Source organism: Rothia sp. HMSC069C01, from assembly GCF_001814655.1.
Classification (GTDB): domain Bacteria; phylum Actinomycetota; class Actinomycetes; order Actinomycetales; family Micrococcaceae; genus Rothia; species Rothia dentocariosa.
Window position 1 is genome coordinate 252,391 of sequence record NZ_KV817379.1, and the last position, 24,178, is coordinate 276,568.

Consider the following 24,178-nt stretch of genomic DNA (forward strand, 5'->3'; position numbering starts at 1 on the left):
GGATTAGTTCTCCTCGCTGCCGAAAAAGTCACCATCTTCTGCGAAGTCTACCTCGCGGTGAGGATTTGGGATGCTCGGTTCGCGGTCAATATCAAAATCAATCTCGCCCGCCTCTGCCGACATGGTGGAAAGCGCATCCGCCAAGGAACGCCGAGGTTGCGGTTGGGCCAGTCGTTGATAGTCTTCAATACTCAAAATAACGTTGGTCGGTGTGCCGCGTTTGGTAATAAAGACGGGTTCTTCTGCGGCGAGGCGCAGGGCGGCACTGGCATTCTGGTTAAATTCACGTGCTGATACTGTAGTCGTCATAGTTTTCTCTCCCCCAAAGTCCAATTGTAGTAATGTTACTATATTTCAGAATACCGCGAGCAGGTAGGATTTTGCCGAAAAGGTAGGATTTTCCTACCTGCTCGCACCAAAAACCACCTGCTCGCGGAATAGGAGTAATAGGAGGGCGGGTGTGAGAAGATGGAGACATGTTTGAACACACCGTGCCCGCATCCTGGTTCCCCCGCTGCGCAATCTTCGACTGCGACGGGGTTCTTCTCGATTCCGAGACCGCCTGGAACCGCGTGCAGCGCGAACTCTTCAACCGTTGGAATATCCCCTTCAGCGACGACCTCGAAGAGCAGTTAACCGGGCTTTCCGCGCATCAGGTTGCCGAAACGCTCGCGCATCTCTCATACACTGGCGACCCTAACAACACCCAGGAATACGCCCAGCATCAGCACAATACGCTCACTGAACTTGCACGCATCGAAGCAGATATTATCAACGCCGGTGTGGATCTCGTGCCCGGCGCCCAAGAATTCCTCAGCTACCTGGGCGAGCATATGCCCGTGGCCGTCGCATCCAACTCCACTGCAGGCATTCTCGACACCAAAATGCACACCTACGGGTACGCCCCGCTCGTGCGCACCTGGGTTAGCTGCGACGACGTTCCTCACGGCAAACCCGCACCCGATATGTACCGGGAGGCGGCACGTCGCCTAGGCTTCGCCGGGCCGGATGCGCTCACGATCGAAGACTCATCGGCGGGCGCGCAGGCTGCACGAGACGCCGGAACTAAGGTTCTTATTTACGTGCCCCACGGTGACTTTGCCGGGGCACCGCGCGGGTTTGGGCACTTCGACACGTTTACCGACCCGCAGCTTTGGCGCACGGCGCGCGACTGGGTGGCACGGCTGGAGGATTCGGCGGTGAAAGCATCCACAACTCTGATGGCGGAGAGCTAAAATGACACCTCAGAACCCGGGTAAAGATGCCCGCAACGAGCAGAATTTTGGCGACCAACCCGAGAACTCGCAGGGGCAGGACTCGGAGCGAAATCGGGATGAACAGGCTCGCCCGAATCAGCATGAACAAACCCCACGCGGGCAGTATCAGAGCGGGCAGGGGCGCTACGGTTTGCGCTTTGAGAACATGAGCGCCGAAGAGCTCGAATACTACCGCCCGTTCTGGGAAGAAAAACCTGACCCGGATGCGGTTCCTCCCGAGCTCATCGACCACCTGAAGGTGCGGGCGCGCCGCCGCCTAGTGAACGCCCTCAGCCTGATTGCCGTGGCGGTCGGGGTAACCCTCACGCTCTCGGGCATGCTCTCAGGTGCCCTGTACCTTTCACTCCCCGGTGCTCTCGCCTTCGGAGCAGGCATCTTCGGCTGGGTCGCGGTGCGCCGTCGCCTCTTCGCCTGGCTGCGCCTGCCCGGGGAGAGCGCGCTCAAACGCGGCGAACGAAGCCGCTGGTGGATACTGCCGCATGTGCTTGCGGCGGCGGGAACCGCATCCATTCTGGGGTGTTTCTCGGTGGTGCCGATTATTTACGCGCATGTGGACGATACGCTTAGGCGCAATCACATCGTCATGTGGGGCGAGATCGGCACGACCCTGCTGATTTTCGCGGCGCTCATCTACGGCATGATGGCGCTCGGCGAATACACGCAGCAGGACGACGACGAACGGGTGCTGCGCCCCACCGATTACGCCCAGCAGAAGGGCACATCCGGCGATGCGCCGCAGATTCCGCGGTACCGCCCGGGGATGCTCAACCCGCGTCATAAAGACGATTCCTCGTCGTAGCGGATGCGGTTACGGATGTTGTGATGGGCACAGGCGGCTGGTTTCCCGCCTCAGCCAGTGATCGACCGGATGCTCGCGTGATTGGACGCCCGCATCACCACCATGCTCCAGCTCAAACATTGCGCGTTCGCTGACGCTCACAACGCAAAACTCGCAACTCGCATGGGATGATGCGGGCTGCACTATACATTCACAAGCCCAAACATAACTCAAGGGGTTTCCCACGAAACACGATTGCTTCATGGGAAACCCCTTGAGTGTGCCTAATCCGGCGAATCCTACCGGCGCAGAGCCTTCTTCGCCAGCATATTGCCGATGAGCTGCACGAGCTGCACCAACACGATAATGACAGCAACCACGGCCCAGGTGATCTGGTCCTGGAACCTCTGGTAGCCGTCAACGATAGCGACCTTACCCAGGCCGCCGCCGCCCACGTACCCGGCCATGGCCGACATATCGACCACACCGATCACGATGAAGGTGTAGCCCAGGATCAGCGGTCCGAGCGATTCGGGGATCATCACGGTGAAGAGAATCCGCAGCTTGGAGGCGCCCATCGCGCGGGCAGCCTCAATCACGCCAGGGTCGATCGAGACCATGTTCTGCTCCACAATGCGCGCAATAGCGAAGGATGCGCCGAAGGTCATTGCGAAGATCGCCGCGTTTATGCCTAGACGGGTCTGTACTACCGCGCTGGTGAGCGGTCCTAAAGCCGCGATTAGAATAATGAACGGGATAGGCCGCACGATATTCACCAGAACGTTCAGCACCGTGTAAGCAAACCGGTTCTGGAAGATATTTCCGGTGCGCGTGGTGTACAGCAAGGCACCCATGATCAGACCGAGAAGACCGGCAATCACCATCGTGACAGAGACCATGTACAGGGTATCGAAGATGGCGGGAACCAGCTTATCGGGAATGAAGGTATCCCAATTCACCGACCGGGTTGATGCCGCTAACGGCAGAGTAGTCACAAGTGCAGACATTAGCGCACCTCCTGTACGCGGGTTACGGTCTTCAGCTCGGCAACCGCGGCATCAATACTCGTCACATCGCCAAGAAGTTCGAGGGTGAGGGTTCCGTAGGCTTTCCCCTGCAAGGTCTCAATACCGCCGTGCACAATATTGAAGCGCACGTTCCGCGAGCCCAGGTACGCCAGGATTTTGCCGAGTTCCTGGTTGCCTTCCACGATCTCGACGTTCACCAGGTAGCCCTTGTGGTTCTTGCGCAGCGCGGCAGCCGCATCGCCGGTGGGGCTCTGCTTGACGGTGGTCGCCACGAATCGTTGCGCAACCTCGGTCTGCGGATTCGAGAAAACCTCGTAAACGCTTCCGGTTTCGACCACGCGGCCTTCTTCCATGACCGCCACACGATCGGCGATTGAGGAAACAACATCCATTTCGTGGGTAATCACGATAACCGTAATCCCAAGCTCACGATTGACCTCTTTGATCAGCTCAAGCACCTCATGCGTGGTTTCCGGGTCAAGGGCGCTGGTTGCCTCATCCGCCAACAGCAGGGAGGGCTTCGTAGCAAGCGCACGGGCAATACCCACACGCTGTTTCTGCCCGCCGGAAAGCTGGCTCGGGTAGTATTTTGCGCGGTCTGCCAAGCCCACGAATTCGAGCATCTCCTGCACGCGTTTGGTGCGTTCTCCTTTGGTCCATCCGGCAACCTTGAGCGGGAACTCCACGTTTTGGGCTACGGTGCGCGAGTTCATGAGGTTGAACTGCTGGAAGATCATGCCGATATTGGTACGGACTTTTTGCAGCTCAAGGTCACGTTTACCGGAAATCTCGAAGCCGTCCACGGTCAGGGTGCCGCTGGTGGTGCTTTCCAGCCCGTTGATCAGGCGCACCAGGGTGGATTTACCTGCGCCCGAGTAGCCGATAATCGCGAAGATCTCGCCCTTCTTGACGGTGAGGGAAACGTTTTTGACGGCGGCAACTTCTTTCTTGCCCTTGCCGAAAATTTTGGAGACGTTATCGATCGTGACCATGGGCTCGGCGCCGGTGTCCGCTGCGCCGGGGCTGATGAGGGTGTTAGTGCCCTTCGGTGTGGTGGCGCCGGGCTCTGGGTTCTTCGCCCACGGGGCTGCCTGTTCGCTCACTGTACGCTCTCTTTGCTCTCGTGTGATTTAGGGCTGGGGTAAAATACGCCGGATGCGCTCGTGCTCGGCGGCGCGCATCCGCATGTATTCACCCCAGGGACGGCAAAGGCGGTAAGCCGGTTTTCGCCTGGTTTTCAGGGAAATTCCGGGTTACCGCATTTACCGTGTGCACTCATGCACGTGTCTGTTTTACTTGCGAAGCGCCGATTCTTCTTTCTGCAGCGCCTGCTTCAGTTCGTCCTGGGAGAGGTTCACCTCAACCGCAGTGTTCTTGGAGTCTTCCTTCACGGCGTCCTGCACGGGCTGGGTGTGGAAGATTTCGACGACCTTCTTGTAGGTTTCGTCGTCTACCTTATCCTTCTGCGCCACGAACAGGTTCACGTAGCGGCGGGCGTCGGGGTTGTTGGGATCATCCTGCGCGAGGGCGTCCGAGGGGTTCAGCCCCGCATCCGCCAAGAAGGTGTTATTGATGACGGAGGCGTCCACGGAGTCCAGGGAGACCACGGTCTGCGATGCGTCCACGGGGGTAACCTTGACCTTGGACTTCTCGGTGTCAATATCGTCGTGGGTGGGGCTGTGCACGTCAGACTTGAGGGTTACCAGGTTCTGAGCCTTCAGCAGCAGAATAGCGCGTGCCTCGTTCACGGGGTCATTCGGGACAGCAATGGTACCGTCCTGGGGAATTTCGTCTACCTTCTTGTGCTTCTGCGAGAAGAGAGCCATGGGGTAAATATTGGTTGAACCGACGATCTGCAGGTCTTTACCCGAGTTCACGTTGTAGCTCGCCAGGTATGCGATGTGCTGGAAGCGGTTCAGGTCGGTATCGCCCGATTCCACGGAGGGGTTGGGCTGGTTGTAGTCGGTAAATTCCTGGTATTCGATGTCGATACCCTGCTTGGCGGCTTCTTCCTTGAGCACGTCATTAGCTTTTTCGGTGCCGACCACGCCGATGGTGACCTTCTTGTTGTTACCGTTACCGTTCGAGGAGGAACCGCAGGCGGCGAGGCTGAAGACGAGAGGTACAACTGCCAGTGCAGCAACAAATTTTTTCACGGCTATGAAACTTTCTGTTGTTTGGGTTTACGATGCGCCACCACGTGCACGGTTTAACTCCTGTGCGGGTGGTTCCCGGGTTTCCGGGGGTGTTTACCCATTAGAGCATGCCCCCGGCTGTGGATGGTAGTTATTTGACCCCACCGTGACACACTCCGTCAACCTCGTCATATTTCTTAACATTTCGGAACATGCAGGGTGTGAGCCAGGACTCGGGCGGGATCTCAGGCTCAGGTTCCGTGCCCGTACGGCTCCGCGAGCAGGTGGTTTTTGGTACGAGCAGGTAGGATTTTCCGACCTTCTCGGCCACCTCCTACCTGTTCGCAGGTAGGTCTGATGCCAACAAGGATGCGGCAGTCGCCACAAATCCGCCCCCGATAGCCCAGCCGCCGGGTAGAACCGGAGCATCCGGCATAGTCGGGATGCGCGCCGTGAAGGTACCGCGCGCATCCTCTCCCCTGTGTTCCGCCGCAGATTTGACATCGCAGGCTACGGAAATATCGCTCACGTCAAATCCGCGAAAACCCAGGGGGTACCAGGTTTTGAGCGCCGCCTCTTTCGCAGAAAACAGCACCTTCGAGTAGACCCCGAAGGCAAACCGCCGTTCTTCGTCGCGCACGATAAGCTCTTGCACGGCGGCAGAGAGCGGCACCGCGGGTTCAACATCGATCCCGACGCCCGCATAGCGCTTTGCCGAGGCAACCGCCGCCGCACGATACCCGGCGCAGTGGGTCATACTCCCCACAACCCCGGCGGGCCAGGCGGGCGAACCATCGGCGCACGGCACGAACACAGGCTCAGTTGGCGGTTCGGTGGGCTCGGGTTCCCGCAGGTACAGCCGCTTGAGCGCCAGCCGGGCGCAGGAGCGTGCCGTAGTCGCCTCGCGCACGCGCTTGGTGACGGCGCTGGCGAAATACTCCCGTTCAGCATCGCGAAGGTGCCCGAAATCGCCGGTGGTTTCTGCCACGCATATATCCGGCGGGAGCAGGCTTCGCATCAGCGATTCACCCGTGTTCTCGGCGGTGCTCATAAGATGCTCAAGCCCCCGCGAATTTTCGGTGCCGCCCGTGTTCTCGGAGCCCTTCATCTCGTCAAATGCTGCTTTCACGCGGTTCACCATACCATTACCGCCGCATCCGCTGAGGTATTGTGCCTAGTCAAAGGACGGAATTTCGCCCCGTTGCATGGCGTGCACCGCATTGCGGAAATCTTCGGTGAGCACGCCGCGGGCGAAGAATTCGTGCTCGGCGTGCATATGTTCCTCAAGCTCCACAACATAGCGTGCGGCCAGCATAGACTTGGCGGCGCGCACCGTATGAGAGGCCGAACCGGCAATCTGCTCCGCGAGCTGTTCGGCGCATGCGTTCAACTCACCCGGCTCTGACACCCGATGCACCAGCGAAAGCTCCTGCGCACGCGCGGCACGCAGAACAGGCTGGGTGTATAACAGTTCGGTGGCGGCACTGAACCCGGCGTAGCGCGGTAAGAACCAGCTCATCCCGCCGTCCGTGGAGGCCCCGATCATGCCGTAGGCAATATTGAGTTTGGTGCGCGGTTCGGCAACACGCAGATCGCATGCGAGCGCTAAGGACATGCCCGCCCCCGCCGCCTGCCCGTTAATAGCGGCGATAAAGGGGATGGGCGCGGCAACGATCCCAAGAATAATGTCTTCGAGCAGGCGCGCGAGCTCGCGGCTGTACGCTAAGGATTCTTCTTTTTCGCGCGACATGCCTTCGGCGAAGTCGTCGTAGCTGCCGCCTAGACTAAAATCCTGCCCGGCCCCGGTGAGCACGGCAGCTTTGAGCGTGTCGTCCTCGTGCAGCCGGTTGAGCACCTCGCGCAGTTCGGTCGCCAGGTGGCGGCTGAGGGTGTTGCGGTTTTCGGGCTGATTCAGGGTCACATACGCGATGCTGCCGCGGCGTTCGAGGAGTACGGCGGGTTTATCTGCGGTGTTGTTAGTCATGAAGTACCATCCGAACTGTGGCTGTTGTGGCGGGTTTGCTCTGGCCTTTAACATGCACGGCAACACGAATTTCGGCGAGGGTGGCATCCCCAAAATCTTCGGCACTCACGATTGATGCGCTGCCGCATACCTGCGAATCCACCGGCACGGCGCTGCGGAACCTGGCGGCACTCACCCCGGCGTTTACGAGCATAGAGGTGCCCTCTGCGGGGAGCAGCTGCCCGGCGAAGGTGATGGCGAGGCTCAGCAGGTACGCCCCGTGCACGATGGTGCCGCCGAAGGGGGTGTGCGCCGCGCGGTACGGGTCTGTGTGAATCCACTGGGTGTCGCCGGTGAGCTCGCCAAAGCGGTTGATGTTCTGTTGACTGATGCGCATCCAGGGGGTTTCGCCCAGGGGTTCGCCGATGCGCGCGCTCAGATCGGCGGTGCGTTCCGCACTCATGATGCGCCTCCGGCGGCGCGATCGGCGGCGGTTTGTACGTCTACGGGGGTGATAGCGCCGCCTGCGCCGGTTCCGGTGACAGTTTTCAGATCGACCCCGAGGGAGCGGGCGAGCCTGCGCACGGCGGGTGAAACTTTGGCACCCGAACGGGCCTTGCCGCCCTGAGTTTTGGCGGATTTTGGCGGCAGCGCGGTACCGGAGCCGCCGGGTTTGATGGGCATTTTGCCCCTGCCCACCAGGTGTTTGCTCTCTCCCGCACCGGGTTTGGCGGGGAGCTTATCGGCTGAATCCTTCGCGGGGGTTTCTGCACCAGCCGTGGGCGCCTGGGTCTGCGGGGTGGGGGTGCGCAGCTCGATAAGGGGCGCATCCACATCGACAACCTGACCGACCGGTTCGAGCAGACGCACCACGGTGCCTGCGACCGGCGAGGGGATTTCGACCGTGGATTTAGCGGTTTCGACTACTACGAGCACCTGATCCAGCTCAACCTGCTGCCCTTCGCTGATGAGCCACTCGATAATCTCGCCCGAGCGAAGCCCCTCCCCCAAATCCGGCAGGTAAAAGGTGAAGGGGTAGCCGGAAGCGTCGGACCCCTCGGGCGGTAAGGGTTCGGGGCTCGGGGCGGATGAAGCGTGCGGTGTATCAGTCATACGTGTTTCTCCTAGTCGTTCTCGGCGTAGAGGGTTGCGATAGCGCCCAGAATCTTCTCTTCGTTCGGCAAATACAGGTGTTCCAGCCCGGGCGGTGGATAGGGCACGTCCAGACCGGTCACGCGCTCTACGGGGCGTTCTAAGTAGTCGAAACAGCGTGAGGTGATGCGCGCCACCACTTCAGCCCCGAATCCGCCGGTCTGCGGGGCCTCGTGCACCATGACGGCGCGGCCGGTGCGCATCACGCTTTCGCATACGGTGTGTTCATCGAACGGGGTGAGGGTGCGCAAATCGATCACCTCAACGCTGTACCCGTATTCGGCGGCGGTTTCGGCGGCGGCAAGCGCCATCGGTACCGTCGGCCCGTAGCTGATAAGGGTTACGTCCTCGCCGGGGCGGCAAATTCGTGCCTGCCCAATCGGCAAAGGATCCGCCGATGTATCAAGGTCGCCCTCTTCCCAGTACAGACGCTTGGGTTCATAGAAAATCACCGGGTCGTCACTGCGAATTGCCTGGCGCAGCATATGGTAGGCATCCGAAGGGTTGGAAGGGGTGTACACGTGCAGTCCGGGAGTATGCGCGGCGTACCCCTCCGAACTGTCGCTGTGATGCTCCACGGCACCCACCCCGCCGCCGTAGGGCATGCGCACCACCACGGGCATGGAGAGGTCGCCGCGCGTGCGGTTGCGCATTTTCGCCAGGTTGCTCACCATCTGTTCAAAGGCGGGGTAGCCGAAAGCGTCAAACTGCATTTCGATCACGGGGCGGAGCCCGTACATTGCCATGCCGATCGCGGCCCCCATAATTCCCGCCTCAGAGATGGGGGTGTCGAAGCAGCGTTCCTCGCCAAACCGTTCGGTCAGCCCGTCGGTCACACGGAAAACCCCGCCGAGGGTGCCTACGTCCACGCCGAACATCACCACGCGGTCGTTATGCTGCATTTCGTGACCCAAGGCCAGGTTGAGGGCGCCCACCATTGAGGTTCGCTGCACCGCATCCGAGCGGGATTGGGGCGATTCCGGCGCCTGAGGTGCGGTGTCGGATGCGGTCTTCGCGTCGCGTACCTGAGTATCTGCTGCCTGCTGGCTCATGCGTTTTCTCCATTCTGCGCGGCGTGCTGTTGTGCGTACTCTTCGGCGACGGCGCTCAGGGTTGCCGGCGGGTTCGCATACACGTGGGCGAAAAGGTCCTGCGGGTTGGGCATCTGCAGCTGCATCATGCTGGTGCGAGCCTCGGAGGCGATCTTTTCTGCGGCCAGGATTGCGTTTTCGATATGGGTCTTCGCGTTCGGCAGGCGCTGGTACATCTGATGCTGAATGCGGGTGAGCGGGTCACGCCCGCGCCACTGCTCGACTTCTTCGCGGCTGCGGTACCGATCGGGGTTGTCGGAGGTCGTATGCGGCCCCATGCGGTAGGTCATCGCCTCAATCAGGGTGGGGCCGCCACCGGCGCGGGCACGCTCCACGGCTTCGTGCAGCCGGGGATACACCTGCTCAAAGTCGTTGCCGTCAACCCGGTAGGCGGGCATGCCGTACCCTTCTCCCTTCGCGGCGATACTTGCCGCGCGCATCTGCCGGGATACGGGGGTTGAGATAGCGTACCCGTTATTCTGCACGAGGAAGACGACGGGTGCCTCGAAGACGGCGGCGAGGTTAAGCGCCTCATGAAAGTCGCCTTCGCTTGTGGAGCCATCGCCGCACATCGCGAGAGCTACCGTGGAATCACCGGCGAATTTTGCCGCCATTGCCAGCCCGACCGCGTGGGCGGTATGCGTGGCGAGCGGGGTTGCCTCCGGGGCGGTATGCGTTTTCGTGGGGGCATACCCGCAGTGCGAAGACCCGTGGAAGGGCGAGAGAACTTCGGCAAGATCGATACCCCGGCTCATGACGGCGACCGAATCGCGGTAGGTGGGGAAAAGCCAGTCGGCGGGTTCTAAGGCGAGGGCGGCGGCAACCTGGCACGCCTCCTGCCCCAGGGATGAGGGGTACGCCCCCATATATCCCTGTTTGGCGAGGTTGCTCGCCTGCTGATTAAAGTGCCTGCCCGCGAGCATGGCGGCGTGGGCGGTGATGAGCAGGTCATCGCTCACACCGTTCTGCACCTGCTGCGGCGGAGATTGTAGTGTGTTGGGCATATTAACGCCTATCTGTCAGTCCCCTCATAAAAGCTCTTTTTATGAGGGGTGTGGGTGGCATAAGAGTGAAATACGGTGACGGATTCTAGCTGCGCGCAACCGGGATGCGCCCTGACCGCCAGCGCTCAGGCGGTGGTTTTGAACCCGATCACGCCCGCGCCCCAGGTGAATCCCGCCCCGAAGGCGGTCAGCGCCAGCAAGTCTCCCGGTTTCACGTGCCCCTCCTGCTGCCCGACGGCTAGGGTAATCGGGATGGAGGCGGCAGAGGTGTTCCCGTACCGGTCGATATATGAGAGCACTTTGGAGGAATCCCAGCGCAGCCGCCGTGCAACCGCCGCCATAATCCTTCCGTTGGCCTGGTGGCAGACCAGCTGGTCGATCCTCTCCGGGTCGATACCGCACGAGTCGAGCACGTAGGTGATTTCCTCGGACATCGCATCCACCGCCGCCATATAGACCTCGGCGCCGTCCATCACCACCTGCTGCGTGGAGTCAGAAATATACAGTGCCTGCGCCTGGCTGCCGTCGGAACCGAACGAACACATATAGGGGTATTCGTCCTCGCTCACCTCGGGGGCCGCCTGCACAATGGCGGCACCGGCACCGTCGGCGAAGAGTACCGCCGTGCCCGCATCCTCGGGGTTGGTCAGGCGTGACATTGCATCGGCACCAATGACGAGCGCCCGGTCGATACTGCCCTGCTCGATTTTTGAGGCGGCATAGTCGAGGGCGTACAGGAACCCAGAACATGCGGCGTTCAAATCGACCGCGCCCACCTGTGGGGCGCCTAAACCTGCGGCGACGACGGGTGCGAGCCCCGGCGAAACCTGGTCGGCGGTTGTGGTTGCGGCAAGCACAAAGTCGATTTCTTCGGCGCTTATACCGGCATCCACAAGTGCCTTCTCGCTCGCTTCAAGCGCCAGCTCGGCGAGAGTCTGCTCCTGGCGCAGGTGGTGGCGCTGGCGCACTCCGGTGCGACTGGCAATCCATTCGTCGTCCACGCCGAGCGCGGCGAATTCGCTGTTTGGAATGGGGTCATTGGGCACGGCGGCGCCAACGCCCGAAATTGTCACACTCATGGTGCCTTTCTTGAATTTCTACATAAAGGTGAATCGGCTGCGTGCCTTAACGGCACCGCCCTGATTCACGGTGATCTCTGTCTGATAGATGTCGCGGTGTTTCTCGCACCGCAGCAGGTTGAGGGTTGGAATCTCGGTGAGCTCCACGAACTCGAAAAATTCGTGGGATTCTTCCGCCACGCACAGGCTCGCGGGGTCTGCCCCGGTACGATGCGCGAGCGCCGCCACCGCGAACTGTCGGGCTGCGCTTGCCATCATGAGCCCCGGATAGTGATCCAGCGGGCGGTCGAAATGCCGTGGCGGGGCTGTGGGCACGATGCGGCATTGGGCTAGCGCGGGGGTTCCCTGCGGGTTCTGAGGGGACAGTTCCGAGGTTTTCTTTCGCGGCTCTTCCGCCTGTTCTTGGGCGGTTTCGGTACCGTGAGCCGTATCGTCATGGCGCACGTCTCCGATCAGAACCTGGGATGCGTCGCTCACCCCGCACAGGTGCGCGGGGGCAGCCTGCACGTGCCCGTACGGCGTTCCCCACACGCGCACGGCCTTCGGGGGTTCGGCGGATGCGCCACCGGCGGAAGCCGCATCCTGGATTTCTGCGGTGTTCCCGAGTTCACCGCGCAGTTCCTCGAAGGTATCGGCGGTGAGGAAGAGCGCCGCGCCGTCGCTTTCGGCCAGGCAGGTATCGCCCACCCAGAGAGTGATCGCCCCGCTGATCGCATAGCACGGCTGCCCGCGCCTGCGGCGGATGGTACTCACGGGAACGTGCAGGCTCAGCTCGATCGGCTCGTCTACGCCGGTTGTGTCGGGGCCGCGAACGTCGCCGCCCAGAACATGCGGGGTGAACCTCAGCCCTGCGCCGCGAAGCACGAAATGGTCGGCGGATTTCACGCCGAGCGCCTCGCGCCCGAGCGCCTCGATCCCCTGGCGGTGCAGGTCTTGCAGGTATTCCACGTCGGTCACGCTCAGCTTGAGTGGCCCACTCACATCGGGGGCGATGCGCGTATCGTACCGCAGGAACACGCGGTATTCCCCGCCATTCTCCGGGTCTTCGGCGGCGGGGTTTCCCGCTTGCGTGAGATCCGCATCGGCTGCCGTGCTGGAGGCAGGGTGGTAGGCGCATTCGAGAAACGCCGCGTATCGCGGGTCTGCGGATGCACGTCCCGCCGCCAGTGGCGCATCCTCGGGAGACTGCCGGGTACTCATGCGCGTATCGCCAGGGTCACGTTGTGCCCGCCGAAGCCCAGGGAGTTTGAGAGTCCCAGCCTTTTGGGTGTGCCGTCGGCCGCGCTGAACGTGCCGGGTGCTAAATCCTGTGGTTCGCCGCTGATGCGCACCCGCCCCAACCGCTTATCCAGGTTTTTCAGCCCCAGGGTGGGCGGTGCCTGCCCGTGCCGGAGAGCCTGAAGCATGGCGATGGTTTCGACGGCGCCCGCAGCCCCGAAGAGGTGCCCAATCGCCGATTTCGTGGAGGAAACCGGGATGTCCTCAAGAGCCGTGCCAAACACCTGCCGCAGCACGTTCACTTCGGTCGTATCGTTCAGCTCGGTTCCGGTGCCGTGGGCGTTCACATACGACACCTGCTCGGGGGTTGCCCCCGCGGTTTCAAGCGCACGGTTGAGGGCATAGGCCGCATACTTGCCGTCCGGGTTCGGCGCCGTAATGTGGTGAGCGTCTGAGGAGAGCCCGTACCCTGCGATTTCGCCCAGTACCTCGGCGCCCCGGGCGCGGGCGTTCTCGGCTGATTCGAGCACAAGAATACCTGCCCCCTCCCCCAGGTTGAAGCCGTTGCGCTCCTCATCGAAGGGGGTCGAATTCCCGTCGGGCGAGATCGCCCCGGCGGCGTTGAAGATAGCGCGGGTGAACCGGGTGGTTCCCGCCTCTGCGCCGCCTACGACGGCTGCATCCGCCTCGCCCAGCAGAATACTGCGCACACCGGCGATGATCGCCTGCGCCCCCGAGGAGCACGCCGTGACGATTGCGGTTGTTTCGCCGTGCAGCCCGTGGCGCATGGAAATATGCGCGGGCGCGGCGTTCGCCATCATCATGGGCACGGTCAGCGGCGAAACTTCCTCGGCGCCCTCGGTGTGCATCACTAAATGCTGCGTTTCGAGGGTGTCCAGCCCGCCGATAGCGGTGCCGATATAGCAGGTGATGCGCCGCGCATCGCACGGCAGTCCGCCGCCCCAGCCCGCCTGCGCGATAGCCTCATCGGCCGCCGCCACGGCAAGCTGGGTGTACCGGTCCATGCGGCGCATCTCGCGGCGACTGAGCGGGTTCTTCACGTCAAAGTCGAGGCATCGCCCAACTTTGCCGCCCAGCCCGTTCTCGTTTTCGTCGTTCAGCCCGCTCAGGCCCGCCACGGCACGCTCATGCAGCGTCTCGGCGCCAACACCCAGAGGGGTGACGGCACCGATTCCCGTGATGACTACTCTCGTACTCACTTCTCCTGTGCCTTTTCACGAATAATATCTACGGCATCCTGCAGGGTGGCGGCGTTTTCAAAATCCTTGGGCTTGACGGGAATCATCAGCTGCTTCTTGACCGCCTGGGTGAGCTCAACAACATCCAGGGAGTCGAGTCCCATCGAATCGATTTTGGCGTCGAGCTTGACGGTGCTGGCGGGCACGCCCATGTCGATCACCTGCTGGGTCACGAATTCTTCCAGGGATGCGGTGTTAACGGGGGTCTCAGTCATGGTTCTCTCCTCATGGATTATCTGGTGTTTTCTGTGGTTGGTTATCTTTTGTTCACGGCGGGTACCCGTGAACTTATCCGGCAAACGGCGAGCTTGCTCGGGGCGAGCGCGAACCTAGTTCAGCGAAAACGCCTGAGCACTCAGCCCACCATCTACCGCAATGCTCTGCCCGGTAATGTAGTCGGCGCGGTCGCTGGCGAGGAACGCCACGCACTCGGCAATATCGCGTGCCTGCGCGGGGCGAGCCATCGGCACGGCGCGCTGCACCGACTGGGTGAAGGTTTCAACCTCTTCGGTCATGGAGGTTTCAACGAGTCCGGGGCATACCGCGTTCACGGTCACCCCGCGTCGCGCCACCTCGATAGCCATCGCGCGGGTTATTCCCAAAATTCCGCTTTTCGCGGCGGAATAGCTGCCGGTTCCGGCGATTGTCCTCCCGGCGAGAATCGAGGAAATATTGATGATTCGCCCAAAACGTGCGCGAATCATCGGCCCCAACGCCCGCCGAGAGGTACGAAAAACCGAGCTTAAGTTTGTCGAAATCGCCGCATCCCATTCGTCGTCGCTGAGCCCTGCAACCAGCCCGTCGGAACGAATTCCGGCGTTATTGACTAGCACGGTGACCTGCCCTAACGAGTCTTCGAGTGCATCAAAGGCGTCATCAACTGAGGTGGTGCTGGTGACGTCAATTTTGATGGGCATCGCTGACACGCCGCACTCGCGGATGCGCCCGGCAACCTCTTCGGCGCGCTCGATTCCGGTGGCGTAGCCGACGGCTATATTCCATCCGTCCTGCGCCAGTCTGAGCGCGATTTGTGCGCCAATATCTCCCGACGCTCCGGTGACGAGGGCGCATCCTGGGCGCTTCTGGTGTGTCATCTGACTCCTTAGGTTTGGTTCTTATGCTGCGGCGGGTTCACGGCGTATCGCGTGCCGTGGTAGTTCGCCGCGCGGTGCTCAATAGCGTTACGTAGGATGCGTGAATGCGTGTTTCGCCCGCGTTTTAGGCGAAGGCGGCCTGCCCGGCGTCTGCGGGAGTGGGGTGCTCGGAGTTGAGAACACCGATCTGGCGCAGCAGGCCGAGCTCATCGCGCCCGCCCCAGTGCTCGATTGCCTTGCCGTCTTCAACACGGAAAAGGTGCAGGTGGTGAATCTCGAAGGGCTTACCGGTGGCGGGAATACCCATGAACTCGCCGGTATGAACGCCGCTGAACTTGATCACCATGGTGTAGTGCTGACCGTCCGCGCTTGCCACGATCTTCTGGGGCTTCCACGAGGCATCGGAGAACGCCTGGTTCATGTATTTCGCGGTTGCCAGGTACCCTTCGGGGCCGCCGCCAACACCTTCGCTCGCCTCATGATCGACGAAGTCGGGGTGAATGTACTTGCGGGCGGTTTCGATATCCATGTTCGTGAAAATCTCAGCCACGCCGAGGGCGACGGTGCGCAGGTCTTCGGGCATCTGCGCCATCATGTCTTCGATAATATTTCCCCACTTGCCCATGGGTTTTCCTTTCGTTGGGTGACCTTCCGGTCACGGGGTTTAAACTGTTTCCTCTGCCGGTGAGAGCAGGGGGTGCAGCTGTTTCACGCACTCTTCGGTTGTGGTGAATTCGATGGCATCCCACCCGGCTGCACGGGCGCCTTCGCAGTTACGCGCAAGGTCGTCAATGAGGATGCACTGCGCCGGGTTCAACCCGGCAAGTTCTGCGGCGTAGTCGTAGATACCGCGCTGCGGTTTGCGGTATCCGACCTCGAAGGACAGCACAATATCGTCGAAAAGGTCGGGTTCGTTGAGCATGGCGCGCCAGTGGTTATCCCAGGTAGGCACCATATTTGAGATCAGCCCTACCTTCACGCCGTGCGCCTTGATCTCGTGCAGGTACGCTACCCAGGATGCGTTGGGCTCGCGGTCGCGGAACCAGTCGTCGGCGAGGGTGTCGAGCTGGAATGCCCCGCCTACCTGTTCGGAAATTTCGCTCAGCCACTCTTTTTCGCTCATCAGGGGCGTATCGACGAGTTCCAACGGGTCGGTGAGGTTGTGGTTGCGGGCGACCGCCTCAAATCCCGCGCGCAGTTGGGACTCGGTGAGCCCGTATTTCTGGCAGAAGACGCGCATCGTGTGGCTGACCGGCGGGGTGAGTACTCCGCCGAAGTCCGTCCACACATATTTCGTGGTGTTGTATTCGGGCGACATAAAGGTCCTTGTCATCTAGCTTTTGAGCGCGAAATCCGCGATCTGCCGGTTATCTTGTTCAACCACGAATTCCCCGGGTGCCGTTGCACGGATCTGCACGGGCGAATCGAGTTCCGCGAACGCCAGGAAGTTCCCGCGTATTGAGGAAATTTCGGGGGCGTGCTCGCTATCCGGGCGGGTTGCCAGGTAGAGCTGCCGTGCCGCCTCGGTCAGAATCTGCATGGTGATGTGGTCGTAGGCGTGGTCGAAAAGCGCCTTATTCGCCACGTTCGGGGTCACCTGCGCTGTCGAGGCTTCGGCAGTGTTCAGCTGCGAGATCACCACGTTGAGGGGGTTGCGCCTGCCCACACGCTCGGGGGCGATGGGATCCTGCACGTCTGTGAAGGTCAGATCATGCAGGTTCGCGGTCGTGGGCGGCGGGGTGCCGCGGTATTCGCTGCGCAGCGCCTGCAATTGGTTTTTGGTGAGAATGCGCCCGCCGCTGAAGTGCTCGGCGATCACCCGGCTGCCCATGATGAGCTGCTGGTAGCACCGACCGGAGCGCGGGGCGCCACGCCGAATGGAGGTCCAGTCGAAGTAGTTGCGAATCAGCAGGTTGGTGTCTTCGGGGTTTAGCGCGGCGATTTCGTGCGGATAAATCGTGAGCCCAAACTCGTTGGAGATCAGAGTGTTTCCGGCATCTACACCGACTTCGTGGGCGCTGGCAATTGTCGCCTGCCGCGCAATTTCGAGCAGCAGGAGCGCATCGGGGGTTCCTTCGGCATCGTTGTAGATGCTGTCGTGAAAGAAGCTGTGCGATGAGGGCAGCTGCGCCGCCACGAGCACATGCTGCGCGCTCTGCCGGCGAATGTCCGTGAGGAAAACTTCGGAAACCGCTGCACGGTGTACCTTATGACGATCGACGGTACGGTCATAGTGCAGATTTTCTATATCCGGGTCTATCGTGATAGTTTCGTCGAGCTCTGGTGCCGACTCGTATACGAGGGTCATTGCCCTCCTCCTTTGGCTGTGGTTGGTGTATGTTGCACGTGGTTATGGGGTCCCGTGGGGCTTACTGCGTGCGGGTGAGTAAGCTCCTTGGGTGTGCGTTATCGGTGTTGTTATGCCCTGCCGCTGGATACGGGTAATATGATGAAGATTCTCAATATCAAAAAGATATAAGCACGGTCACTGTGGTGCGAAGGTGTGATGCTCCCTTGATATTCCTGCGGATTCACGATGGATGCGGGCTGCGAAAGACCGAAAGCGCAGCGTTTGTCTATCCCGGCGTATACCTGGGGGTGCACCGCTGCCCGTGAGGTTGGGTCAGCGAGGATCTGAGTGTCGGAAGGCTTCGAGTGCTCAGGCAGCGCACCGCATCGTGCGTTATCTGGCGTCTGTTATGAATTCTGCTGATTTCGTCGGTGTTCATAGCGCTCATTCCTTTTTCATCCCTACCGTGTGGGTAGGAGATACCATCAGAACGTTTCGGAAGTTTGAGTTAGGTTCTGATGGTTGTCTGTGGTTGGTTGAAAAATATGTGCAGCTGGCCTAAGGCAGCTTAGCTGCGGGTTCTGGTTCTGGCGCGACCGCTCGTTCGACGGCGGGTGCTCCAGTTTTGGGAAGCACGGTGAAGACGGCAGCAGCACCCAAAAGACCGACTGCCGCACCTACCCAGCACGCAGCGGCTACGCCTCGGGGCGATTGTGCCATTGCGGTGGCGATTCCGATACTTCCCATCAGCGCGATACCCAGGGCGCCGCCGAGCTGCATAGCAACGTCGGCAACCGCCGAGCCCGCACCGGTTTGTTTCTTGGGGGTCGATTCAATGATCGAGTTCACGGAGGCCGGGGCGCCAAAACCCACACCCAGACCGAATGTGAAGAGTGCTACCACAACCTGCCCGCTCTTGGGCGAGGGGCTGATAGCCAGAAGCACCATGCCGAGGGCGACCATGAGAGGGCCGGTGGCCGAGACGGGACCCAGTCCAAACTTTTCGACGAGTTTGGGCGAGATCGGTGCCACGAGAACTGCCGAACACATGGCGAGCATATGCAGACCGGACGTAAAAGGGTCAAGCCCTAGGACGAACTGCAAATGCTGAGTCATAATGAACAGTCCGCCGAAGACCCCGAAAAATACCGAAGAGATCGTCAGCAGCGGTCCGCCGAACCGGCGGTTACGGAAGACCTCATGGCTGAGCATGGGCGATGCGCTGCGGCGCTCCCATACGATGAAGATCAGGCTCAGCACCACACCGGCAATCAGCAGGGTCAGCGTCAAGCTTGAGGTCCAACCTGCTTCCGGAGCGGCGATAATGCCGTACACTAGCAGGGCGGGCCCGAAAATCGAGAGGATCAGCCCGAAGAAGTCCAGGCGGGAAGAGTGCTTTTTTGAGGATTCCGGGGCAAGCATCAGGCATGCCAGGAATGCCACGGCAATAATAGGCACGTTGATCAGGAAAATTGATCCCCACGAAAAACTTTTGAGCAGCAGTCCGCCCACGATGGGACCGAGCGGAATACCCAGCGAGGACATTCCTACCCAAATTCCGAGAGCTTTAGCACGTTCATGGTCTGGAAAAATATCACGAATAAGTGCTAGGGTCGAAGGCATAATAAATGCTGATCCGAGACCCATAATTACTCGTGAAAAAATAAGTACTTCTGCATTAATAGAGAAAGCCGCCAGTATTGAACCAAGCAGCAAAATAAACATACCGGCTAGAAAACTTAGTTTATGTCCGATTCTGTCGGCTAATCCCCCGAAGAAAAGTAGCGGTGCGGCAAATGCAAGTGAATAGGCTGCAACAACCCATTGCAATTGTTCGCCCGTTGCCTGTAGTCCAGTCTCCATAGACGGTATAGCAACCGCGACAATGAGCGAATCCAGCCCGGTCACGACCAGCGCTAGGCACATAAACCCGAGGATTGCCCAGCGCTTGGGGTGGGGTGTAGTCACGCTCATTTTTGGTCCTTGAAGTGGTTGGAAGACATAGCTATATGTAACAGTGATGTCTCAAGTATACAGTTCAAATTAGGTCTGTCAATCGTTTATTTTCTCTATTTACACGTCAATTATTCACACATATTTATTGCCGCCCAAGAAATAAATTTAGTGTCGTTGTAAATTATTAAAAGAATTGAGAGAGTGAAGGTTTAGTTTTCATATTTTCCTTGTAAATACTTTCATCAAAATTCCCCGGCAATTATCGCATAAACCTCTCGTGCTGTGTTGAGCGTATAGCATAATCCCGTCCCGGTCATCACGGCATGACCGTCGTTTCGAGCGAAAGCTAGTGAATCTTGAGAAACCCCTTGTGTGTGATGCGTTACGCCCCAAAATTTTCGGTGTGTCCGTCTGCTACGCACCGCGAAACGAGGGAGAAACAAACCGAAGTCTGTTCCTCCCTCGCTCGAATCTATGGATCCATAGTGAGTGTTTCGGGAACCTCGTAGTCTTGTAGAGCGTATCCGCTAGACCAGATCACGCACTACCTATTCTGAGTAGCCAGTCAGGGTCTCCACCGGTTCGAAAGCTTTAGAGCTTTTCCTGAAGAACCCGTCATGGTAGCTAACCCCCGACGTCGTACCGCACTGAATCTTATGCTTGGGGAAGCGAAGAAAGATACATAGCCCTTTCCTCCTCCCTACGCTTATACAGCCCCGGGATGAATTCTCCACCAGCGTGCGAGTATTGCAGCAGAGCATCCGCGGCGGCCTGATAATTTCCCTGGTTCGTGAATTCGAGAACATCACTCGACTTAAAGGTACCCGCGCCCAGGTTGAAGGTGAATGACACGAGCGCGTCGTATTGCTTCTGAGTAATTTCACGAGTAACGGCAGAATTCACAGCAGCTTCGGTAGGCTTCAAATCTGCGCGAAGGATCTTCTCCCCTTCTTCTTCGGTGATATGCTGCCCCTCATGGATGGGGTACTCCTCAATACTGGGCGCATAGATCGAATGCCCGTAACCGATCGTGAGAACGCCCGCCACATCGTAGTAGGCGTCACTCCTGAACCCTTCTTTCTCTTTCAAGAAGGCAATTCCTTCAGGTGATATCTGATGCATCGGTATCAACTCCTCTGAAGAATAATTACGATTTCATTAAGAGGTTCCGGTCCCCACCGTAACTAAGGATTCAGAGTCATACAAGAGGTATAACAGACAGTCTTCTGCCTTGACGCTCGAACTCGCAGTTGTGCCAGAGTGTGTTTTTAATCAAGCTCCCCGCTGGTGATTAACTGTTCACGTACCTTGCGGCGCAGAATCTTGCCGAGCATCGACCGGGGCAGATCGTCCACCGCCACGATCTTGCGCGGCACCTTATAGCGGGTCACGCGCGCATAGCAGTGCTCGCGCAGCGCATGTTCATCAACCGCGTGCCCCTCGGCGGGAATCACGGCGGCGACCACCAGCTCTCCCCCGCTGGCCTGCGGGATGCCCACGACCGCCGCATCCGCCACGGAATCGTGCTGTTTCAGGGCGGTTTCCACTTCGGTGGGTGAGACGTTGAACCCGCCGGTAATGATGACTTCCTTAATGCGATCCACGATCTGAATGAAGTAGTCTTCATCCAAACGCACAATATCGCCGGTGCGCAGCCAGCCGTCAGCCGTAATGGTTTTCTGCGTGTCTTCTTCGCGTTTCCAGTACCCGGCGAAACGCTGCGGACCGTGAACCCACAGCTCGCCCTCTTCGCCGAGCGGCACATCCTGAAGAGTTTCGGGGTCTACCACGCGAATATCGGTCGAGGGGAAGGGAATGCCGATTGACCCGGCGCGGCGCGTATCGTTGAGCGGATTGCATGAGACGAGCGGCGCGCACTCGGTCAGCCCGTACCCCTCAACCATGTACCCGCCGGATGCCTCCTCCCACTCAGCCACCAGCTCGGGCGGCAGGTTCATGGCTCCCGAAACCGCATAGCGAACGCCTTGCAGCGATATGCCCTGCTCTTTGGCGACATCCATCAGGCGGCGGTAGACCGGCGGTACTGCGGGCAGAATCGTGGGGCGGGTCTTCTTCATTGCCTTAGTAATCAGGCCCATATCGACGGTTGGGAAGAGCACCAGCCGGGCGCGGCACAGTGCCGCAATCGTTACACCCAGGGTCATGCCGTAGGCGTGGAAGAGCGGCAGCACCGAGTAGATGCATTCGTCGTCGCCGGGCTGAATCCAGGCTTCGCCCATGCGCCCGTTCGATTCGAGGTTGCGGTGGGTGAGCATCACGCCCTTGGGCAGTCCGGTGGTGCCGGAGGTGTACTGCAGAAGCGCTACGTCGTGAGCGGTGGGCCGTTTAAAGTCGGGGTCGATCGGCGGGCTCTTGAGTAGCTGCGCCCAGCTTGTGGTTCCGGGGGCGGTTCCTTCAAGTTTTTCGCGGGATTCGCGCGCCTTTTTGACCGGCAGTTTGAGCGCCGCACGAGTGAGAGCGGGCATCGCTTTAATAAGGTTCACGGCGTAAATATGCACCGGTCTGATGTCTGTGGGTAGGCCCGTAATACGCCCGGAAATTTTATCCCACACGATAGCAGCCTTCGCGCCGTGGTCCTCAAACATATGCCGCAGCTCGGCACCGGTGTAAAGGGGATTGTGTTCCACGACGATTGCGCCCAGACGCAGAATCGCGTAGAAGGCAATAATATGCTGCGGGCAGTTGGGCAGAATCAGGGCGACCCGATCCCCCGCCTGCACCCCGGCCAGGCGCAGCCCTTCGGCGGCGCGGTCGATCTGACTGCCGAGTTCGGAGTAGGTAGTAGTGGCCCCAAAGAATTCGAGGGCGACCTTGTGGGGAACCTCTCGGACAGCATCGTCAATCAGGTGGCTCAGCGAGGTTTCGGACAGGTGAACGTCTACGGCGACGCCGGGTGAATAATTTTTGAGCCAGGGGCGATGCGCCAGCGGGTTCTGCCCGGAGACGGTATCAGGCGTGGCTTGAGCGGGTGCGGGTCTTTGAGATTCCTGCGCGGAGGCTTGGGCATCGTGCGGATGCGAGTCGTGATATTGCGGGTCAGTCATGCTTCGATTGTGCCTGTTGAGACCTGTTTCGCTCAACCCGCGACGCGCTGTGCAACGTCACGAGCGGTCACTCTTCCCTCCCAAATCCGCCACGCCATAGAATCCCCTACCAACACATTAGGGACTCCCGCTCGGCCATAAGTCGCATATTACTCAAAATCGAGGCAATTTCGTATGATGTTCCAAAACCAAGGATTATTTTGCTCACAAAGACCATAAAAGTACTAAAACTCATCAGACCGATGCAGAAGCCATTCAATAGAAACCTCACTAATGAGGAGAAGGCACTGAACCATCAGATCAACACCATATGGAATTGAGAGAGTGAGTGCCTAGATCAGCTGTTAAAGGGTATTTTCACACAGATACCGCGTACCAATCAGGTCATACTATAGGCTGACTTTGTGGCACGTGCATTGCTTCTCTACCTTCGAGACAACCCAAATAAATAACTACATCTATTTCTTAAGAATAATATTAGAAGAGTAAAAACTCCACCACAATCCACAACCTATAAGCAAAAAGGAGAGTACAGAAAAAACAACAAATCCTCCAACTAAATCCATTAATATTGCAGACCCAATAATTGCTAGGGCATTAATGACACGTTCAATGCCATCAATTACAGAAAACCATGCACCAATTCTCGCTTGTGGAGCATGAACCTGTACAATTAAAGTCATAGCCTTCATTTGCAAAACACTACCAAATCCTATTATCAAGGCACCAGGATATACAATCAAAAAATATCCCCCTGAAATGCTCAATAATAGTGATCCTACTCCAGTAGTAAGCGCCCCAAACCCAAATAAATATTTTAGATTATCGATATTATTACGTGCAATTAGCATCGAAGCAGTTAGTGAACCTAAGGCCATAAAGGCAAGTGCAAAACCAATCTGCTCGGGCTCCCACCTGTACTCCATTTTTAATAGCGAAAATAGTAAAAGCAACACAGTAGAAAGTCCGGCAGTTGCCAGAATATCGACTATCAAAAATTTTCGCCATGATACACTTTGCCATATCTCTAAAAATGTTATTTGTATTATACGACCAGAACTCATTCCTTTGTAAAAGCTCTTAGAAGCATCTTCATCACTATCTGCAATAGAGTTTGAAAAATTAGAACTTCTAATCGATTTTAGAAACATGATTAAAAGAATGGCGCTAGTTCCATAAAATAATCCAACTATAAAAAGTGATGATAATTCAGCAAATCCTGAAACAATAAACCCAGCAATTACTGGTGCAACAAGACCCGTTATAGCGCGTACAGAAGAGTCAAGCCCTGAAAATGTAAGAAGCCTATTCTTATCATCTCCAAAAGCTTGAGGAATAGCAGCTGTTTGAGCTATATTGACTAATTGGTTTAAAAAATCCATTATACCGGCTACAAGTACAACAAAAATTATACTATTTATACCGGCGTATACATTCAAAGAACCGGACAGGATAAGAACTAAACAAGCAATAACTGAAAAAACAAATACCGACCGCAGAGCTCCCCATCTATCTATGTGAACTCCCATTGTCGCAGCAGCGAAAGCCTCGGTAATATAACCTACAAAATATATAACCCCGACCCAAAATATTTTATCAGATATTCCTAAAGCTGTATTTCCAAAGGCAATATCATACGTAGACTCAGAAACGACCCCCAGAATCCCAGAAGCCACAAATATTAATACAAGAATTATATAATTAATTTTTTTATTCATCGAAAGCAATTATCCTTTCAAACTCGGCAGACAGGGTGTTTCCAGAGTTAGTACCTTATGTTACTATGTGT

24 protein-coding genes are annotated in these 24,178 nt (G+C 58.4%); 2 read left to right on the top strand and 22 right to left on the bottom strand.

The features are described 5' to 3' along the window. Window positions 1–3 precede the first annotated feature (3 nt). Entirely contained in the window at window positions 4–309 is a 306-nt protein-coding gene (locus tag HMPREF2981_RS01690; protein ID WP_037231293.1) for a type II toxin-antitoxin system Phd/YefM family antitoxin, read from the bottom strand. Between the two features lie 167 nt (window positions 310–476). Between HMPREF2981_RS01690 and HMPREF2981_RS01695 the strand changes: the two genes are divergently transcribed. Both HMPREF2981_RS01695 and HMPREF2981_RS01700 read left to right on the top strand, forming a co-directional pair. Further along, entirely contained in the window at window positions 477–1,235 is a 759-nt protein-coding gene (locus HMPREF2981_RS01695; protein ID WP_004005607.1) for an HAD family hydrolase, read from the top strand. 1 nt (window position 1,236) lies between these two features. Beyond that, window positions 1,237–2,076 carry a DUF1109 domain-containing protein gene (locus tag HMPREF2981_RS01700; protein WP_004005608.1) on the top strand — a complete coding sequence of 280 codons (840 nt, stop codon included), beginning with the start codon at window positions 1,237–1,239 and terminating at the stop codon, window positions 2,074–2,076. Between the two features lie 278 nt (window positions 2,077–2,354). On the opposite strand, the gene HMPREF2981_RS01705 is transcribed toward HMPREF2981_RS01700, so the two are convergent. The 21 genes from HMPREF2981_RS01705 to HMPREF2981_RS01805 all read right to left on the bottom strand — a co-directional run bounded on the left by HMPREF2981_RS01705 (window position 2,355) and on the right by HMPREF2981_RS01805 (window position 24,107). Further along, on the bottom strand, window positions 2,355–3,062 hold the full coding sequence (locus tag HMPREF2981_RS01705) for a methionine ABC transporter permease (protein WP_013397874.1): 708 nt from the start codon (window positions 3,060–3,062) through the stop codon (window positions 2,355–2,357). Beyond that, window positions 3,062–4,186, bottom strand: coding sequence for a methionine ABC transporter ATP-binding protein (locus HMPREF2981_RS01710; RefSeq protein WP_070660257.1), 1,125 nt, complete (start codon window positions 4,184–4,186; stop codon window positions 3,062–3,064). The genes HMPREF2981_RS01705 and HMPREF2981_RS01710 overlap by 1 nt, the downstream gene beginning before the upstream one ends. 189 nt (window positions 4,187–4,375) lie before the next feature. Next, on the bottom strand, window positions 4,376–5,239 hold the full coding sequence (locus tag HMPREF2981_RS01715; RefSeq protein ID WP_004005611.1) for a MetQ/NlpA family ABC transporter substrate-binding protein: 864 nt from the start codon (window positions 5,237–5,239) through the stop codon (window positions 4,376–4,378). Window positions 5,240–5,552: 313 nt separating this feature from the next. Continuing rightward, window positions 5,553–6,347 (bottom strand): 4'-phosphopantetheinyl transferase family protein, encoded by a 795-nt coding sequence (locus HMPREF2981_RS01720; RefSeq protein WP_141756651.1) that lies wholly within the window; start codon window positions 6,345–6,347, stop codon window positions 5,553–5,555. 45 nt (window positions 6,348–6,392) lie between these two features. Further along, on the bottom strand, window positions 6,393–7,202 hold the full coding sequence (locus HMPREF2981_RS01725) for an enoyl-CoA hydratase/isomerase family protein (protein ID WP_070660259.1): 810 nt from the start codon (window positions 7,200–7,202) through the stop codon (window positions 6,393–6,395). Next, a complete protein-coding gene (locus HMPREF2981_RS01730) occupies window positions 7,195–7,644 on the bottom strand; it encodes a MaoC/PaaZ C-terminal domain-containing protein (protein WP_048779857.1) in 450 nt (149 codons plus the stop codon). The genes HMPREF2981_RS01725 and HMPREF2981_RS01730 overlap by 8 nt, the downstream gene beginning before the upstream one ends. Continuing rightward, on the bottom strand, window positions 7,641–8,294 hold the full coding sequence (locus HMPREF2981_RS01735; protein WP_070660262.1) for a biotin/lipoyl-containing protein: 654 nt from the start codon (window positions 8,292–8,294) through the stop codon (window positions 7,641–7,643). Before HMPREF2981_RS01735 ends, HMPREF2981_RS01730 begins: the two co-directional genes overlap by 4 nt. Before the next feature lie 11 nt (window positions 8,295–8,305). After that, entirely contained in the window at window positions 8,306–9,385 is a 1,080-nt protein-coding gene (locus HMPREF2981_RS01740) for an alpha-ketoacid dehydrogenase subunit beta (protein WP_210398809.1), read from the bottom strand. After that, complete coding sequence (locus HMPREF2981_RS01745; RefSeq protein WP_070660266.1) at window positions 9,382–10,428, bottom strand: thiamine pyrophosphate-dependent enzyme; 1,047 nt, start codon at window positions 10,426–10,428, stop codon at window positions 9,382–9,384. The genes HMPREF2981_RS01740 and HMPREF2981_RS01745 overlap by 4 nt, the downstream gene beginning before the upstream one ends. Before the next feature lie 125 nt (window positions 10,429–10,553). Next, window positions 10,554–11,507 (bottom strand): 3-oxoacyl-ACP synthase III family protein, encoded by a 954-nt coding sequence (locus HMPREF2981_RS01750; RefSeq protein ID WP_070660268.1) that lies wholly within the window; start codon window positions 11,505–11,507, stop codon window positions 10,554–10,556. Window positions 11,508–11,525: 18 nt separating this feature from the next. Then, window positions 11,526–12,707 carry an AfsA-related hotdog domain-containing protein gene (locus HMPREF2981_RS01755; RefSeq protein ID WP_070660271.1) on the bottom strand — a complete coding sequence of 394 codons (1,182 nt, stop codon included), beginning with the start codon at window positions 12,705–12,707 and terminating at the stop codon, window positions 11,526–11,528. Continuing rightward, a complete protein-coding gene (locus HMPREF2981_RS01760; protein ID WP_070660274.1) occupies window positions 12,704–13,945 on the bottom strand; it encodes a beta-ketoacyl-[acyl-carrier-protein] synthase family protein in 1,242 nt (413 codons plus the stop codon). Before HMPREF2981_RS01760 ends, HMPREF2981_RS01755 begins: the two co-directional genes overlap by 4 nt. Beyond that, the gene (locus HMPREF2981_RS01765; RefSeq protein WP_004005620.1) at window positions 13,942–14,199 is read right to left on the bottom strand and encodes an acyl carrier protein; all 258 of its coding nucleotides are present in this window, start codon (window positions 14,197–14,199) and stop codon (window positions 13,942–13,944) included. The genes HMPREF2981_RS01760 and HMPREF2981_RS01765 overlap by 4 nt, the downstream gene beginning before the upstream one ends. A gap of 114 nt (window positions 14,200–14,313) precedes the next feature. Further along, window positions 14,314–15,078 carry an SDR family oxidoreductase gene (locus HMPREF2981_RS01770; RefSeq protein ID WP_048754943.1) on the bottom strand — a complete coding sequence of 255 codons (765 nt, stop codon included), beginning with the start codon at window positions 15,076–15,078 and terminating at the stop codon, window positions 14,314–14,316. 124 nt (window positions 15,079–15,202) lie between these two features. Next, a complete protein-coding gene (locus HMPREF2981_RS01775) occupies window positions 15,203–15,703 on the bottom strand; it encodes an ester cyclase (RefSeq protein ID WP_070448817.1) in 501 nt (166 codons plus the stop codon). Window positions 15,704–15,742: 39 nt separating this feature from the next. Further along, window positions 15,743–16,396 carry an HAD family hydrolase gene (locus HMPREF2981_RS01780; protein ID WP_246825197.1) on the bottom strand — a complete coding sequence of 218 codons (654 nt, stop codon included), beginning with the start codon at window positions 16,394–16,396 and terminating at the stop codon, window positions 15,743–15,745. A 15-nt stretch (window positions 16,397–16,411) separates the two neighbouring features. After that, window positions 16,412–17,386, bottom strand: a complete 975-nt coding sequence (locus HMPREF2981_RS01785; protein WP_070660279.1) for an AfsA-related hotdog domain-containing protein — start codon at window positions 17,384–17,386, stop codon at window positions 16,412–16,414. A gap of 540 nt (window positions 17,387–17,926) precedes the next feature. After that, window positions 17,927–19,342 carry an MFS transporter gene (locus HMPREF2981_RS01790; protein ID WP_070660282.1) on the bottom strand — a complete coding sequence of 472 codons (1,416 nt, stop codon included), beginning with the start codon at window positions 19,340–19,342 and terminating at the stop codon, window positions 17,927–17,929. Window positions 19,343–19,978: 636 nt separating this feature from the next. Continuing rightward, on the bottom strand, window positions 19,979–20,446 hold the full coding sequence (locus tag HMPREF2981_RS01795) for a lysozyme (protein ID WP_070660285.1): 468 nt from the start codon (window positions 20,444–20,446) through the stop codon (window positions 19,979–19,981). 146 nt (window positions 20,447–20,592) lie between these two features. Next, window positions 20,593–22,389 (bottom strand): long-chain-fatty-acid--CoA ligase, encoded by a 1,797-nt coding sequence (locus HMPREF2981_RS01800; RefSeq protein ID WP_083313832.1) that lies wholly within the window; start codon window positions 22,387–22,389, stop codon window positions 20,593–20,595. Window positions 22,390–22,847: 458 nt separating this feature from the next. Continuing rightward, on the bottom strand, window positions 22,848–24,107 hold the full coding sequence (locus HMPREF2981_RS01805; RefSeq protein ID WP_070660288.1) for an MFS transporter: 1,260 nt from the start codon (window positions 24,105–24,107) through the stop codon (window positions 22,848–22,850). Window positions 24,108–24,178: the final 71 nt, after the last annotated feature.